The following is a 2,910-nucleotide window of genomic DNA, read 5'->3' as shown; positions in this document are numbered from 1 at the left end:
CATGGTCGATCGCATAGCGCGAGCGCTGGCGATCGGGCTCGAAGCGAACCAGCCCGGCTTCGACCAGTATTTTCAGATGTTGTGACACGGTGGACTGCGCCAGATCTAAGCGGTCGACGACCTCGCGGCAGCAGCAGGAACTGCTCGTCGATAGGTGTTTCAGGATTTCGATCCGCGCCGGATGGGAAAGCGCTGCAAGTCGGGCGGCGACCGCACGGCTGTCCGGACCGCCGCATGATGCGTTTGTTTCCATCAGGGATTCTGCCATCGTTCATCGGCGATAGACGATGAACTGGCACGGGGCAAGCTAACCCTATGGGCAGAGCGCCGGAACCGCCAATCTCCCCCTCGTGGGAGAGATGTCCGGCAGGACAGAGAGGGGCGCGAAGGATCGCGACTTTCCACGATCAAAGCATTACGAGCAGCCGTAAGGTAGCTCGACCGGATTTGGCCGACAGGCTGGCGAGACAGCGCCCTCCTCTGCCCTGCCGGGCATCTCCCACAAGGGGGAGATTGCGCTCAACCGTCGGCGCTCAAACCCTACTCCGTCTTGGCGGGCGCTGTCGTTGCCTGCTCGCCCATGGCCTTGAGGTCGGCGGCTTCGCCTTCCTTCGACTTTTCCGGGACCTTGAACACCTGGCCCGGCCAGATGCGGTCGGGATCACTGATCTGGTCCTGGTTGGCGAGGTAGATGGTCGAGAAGCGTACGCCGTGGCCATAGACGCGCCGCGAGATCCGCCACAGCGTGTCGTTGCGGCGGATGATGACGGCGCCGTCGGCATGTTCAAGCTTGGGCGCCACGGTCTCGGGCACATCGCTTGGCGGCGTCGCCTCCGCCACAACGGCCGGAGCCTCGGCGGCGGGAGCAGGCGTCGTGGCCGGGGCCGTTTCGGCCGCGGCCGGCGCCTCGGCGGCGGCAGGTGCGGCCGGCTTGGGCTGAACGGGCTTCGGCGCCGAGGGTGCCACGGCGGCGATCGCTTCGCCGGGCTCACGCTCGAACGGTACGGCCGCGCGGGCCACAACTGTCACACCGTCGGCATCGAGGCCGTCGACATGGATTGTGTAGCTGCCGACCGGAATGTCGCGCGTCGCCTCGACCAGGAAATGACCGTCCGTCGAAGTTTGCGCGTCACCGAGCAGGATGTCGTTGGCATACGCGCGCACCTTGCGGCCGGCATCGGCGAGGCCGGCGACAAAGATCTTGCTGCCGTCGATCTCGACCGCCTCGACGACGATCTTGGGCTCGGTCACGCCTGCAGCGGGCGGCGTCGCCGGCGCTGCAGGAGCCGGTGTCGCGTCGACCACGGCTGGCGCTGGGGCGGCTGGCGCCGGAGCGGTTGCGGGGGCTTCGGCTGTGGGAGCAGCCGGCGCGGCGGCCGGAGCAGCCGGCTTTGTCTCGGGTGCGGGAACGGTCAGCAATTCGGCCGGCTTGCCCGGCTCCTCGACCATGGCCAGCACCTGGCCGGCCGCATCCTTGGGAACCGAAACGACGGCGGTCTGCACCGAGGGCGTTACGACGTCACCGGTGGTCGCGCGCAGCGCGATCGTATAATCGCCGGGCTTCAGCGGATCATCGAGAATGATAACGAAGGCGCCATCGGGACCAGCGACCGTCGAGCCAAGCACCGTCGAGCCATTGAGGATTTCGACCTTGGCGTTGGGCGCCGCATTGCCGGCGACGACAATCGAGCCATTGCTTTCGACGCGCACGACATCGAAGGACGGTGCGACCGGACCGGTCGCAGCAGGCGCCGCCGCGTCCGCGGCCGGTGCGGCGGGTGCCGTTGCCTGGGGCACTGCGGCGGGGGCCGCCGGGACTTCAGCGGCGGGCAGCCGCGCTTCGGTGCCGGGATCGGCCGATTTTGCCGCTGCGGGCGGCGTCTGCGCCGCCATTTGCGCCGGCGGCGTGGGATTGAGATACGGGTCGAGTGCGCCCTCTACAGAGGCGGTTCCCGCGGCGGCAACGGTCCCACCCGCCGCGAACAGGAACGCCTTCAGTGGATTAATTGCCATATTTCCCTACCCCTTAGCCACCTAACGCCGGTCTAGCCTGTTTTAGCAATACCGACAAGAAAAAGCCCAGGCCGTTAACCCTTGGGGCTTGACCGCGCTTTCAGACCCAATCACCAATCATCGACATGAACACGATTCGATCCGTCTGCGTCTATTGCGGCTCGTCTCCGGGCCGCGATGAAATCTATATCAAGGCCGGACACCTGCTCGGGCGCTCAATTGCCAAAGCGGGATTGCGGCTGGTCTATGGCGGCGGCACCAAAGGCATCATGGGCGCTGTCGCCGAAGGCGCGCTCAAGGCCGGCGGCAAGGTGACGGGCATCATTCCGCGCTTCCTGATCAACAAGGAGGCGAGCGAAACAGCGCTTGACCGGCTCGATGAACTCTTGATCACCGACAACATGCACGAGCGCAAGCACAAGATGTTCGAGAAATCCGACGCCTTTGTGGCACTGCCGGGCGGCATCGGCACGGTCGAGGAGATCGTCGAGATCATGACCTGGGGACAACTTGGCCATCATCGCAAGCCGATCGTCTTCGCCAATGTCAAAGGATTTTGGGATCCGATGCTGGCGCTGCTCGATCACATGGCCGCCGAAGGCTTCATCCACACCGCGCAGCGGGTCAAGCCGCTGGTCGTCGACGACCCCGAAGCGATCGTCGCCGCCATCATGGTAGCCGGATCGTCCGTCGACGCCCCGACCGAGGGCGTGCAGTCGGTGATCGATAAGATGTAGGGGAATAAGGCAGTAGGGCAGTAGGGCAATATGTGACAACAAGTGAATTGCCTGGAGGTCTCTGCCCTACTGCCCTACTGCCCTACTGCCCTACTGCCCTACTGCCCTACTGCCCTACTGCCCTACTGCCCTACTGCCCTACTGCCCTACTGCCCTACTG

General features: G+C 65.2%; 3 protein-coding genes. 1 reads left to right on the top strand and 2 read right to left on the bottom strand.

Annotated elements, in window-relative coordinates:
• On the bottom strand, positions 1–268 hold a 268-nt coding region (locus EN925_RS30575), incomplete at its 3' end, for a metalloregulator ArsR/SmtB family transcription factor (RefSeq protein ID WP_164894488.1).
• 272 nt (positions 269–540) lie between these two features.
• Positions 541–2,013: a LysM peptidoglycan-binding domain-containing protein gene (locus EN925_RS30570; RefSeq protein WP_128337157.1), complete on the bottom strand. Its 1,473-nt coding sequence runs from the start codon at positions 2,011–2,013 to the stop codon at positions 541–543.
• A gap of 125 nt (positions 2,014–2,138) precedes the next feature.
• Between EN925_RS30570 and EN925_RS30565 the strand changes: the two genes are divergently transcribed.
• Positions 2,139–2,750, top strand: coding sequence for a TIGR00730 family Rossman fold protein (locus EN925_RS30565; RefSeq protein ID WP_013532550.1), 612 nt, complete (start codon positions 2,139–2,141; stop codon positions 2,748–2,750).
• The last annotated feature ends 160 nt before the right edge of the window (positions 2,751–2,910 follow it).

Source organism: Mesorhizobium sp. M7A.F.Ca.US.006.04.2.1 (assembly GCF_004022915.1).
In the GTDB taxonomy this organism is placed as follows: Bacteria; Pseudomonadota; Alphaproteobacteria; order Rhizobiales; family Rhizobiaceae; genus Mesorhizobium; species Mesorhizobium ciceri.
The sequence above is the reverse complement of the archived record's forward strand: the minus strand, read 5'-3'. Positions and strand labels throughout refer to the sequence as shown.

What these genes read in the sequence shown, in the direction of transcription:
- EN925_RS30570 (WP_128337157.1), bottom strand. Translation starts at nt 2,013, where the DNA reads ATGGCAATTAATCCACTGAAGGCGTTCCTGTTCGCGGCGGGTGGGACC.
- EN925_RS30565 (WP_013532550.1), top strand. Translation starts at nt 2,139, where the DNA reads ATGAACACGATTCGATCCGTCTGCGTCTATTGCGGCTCGTCTCCGGGC.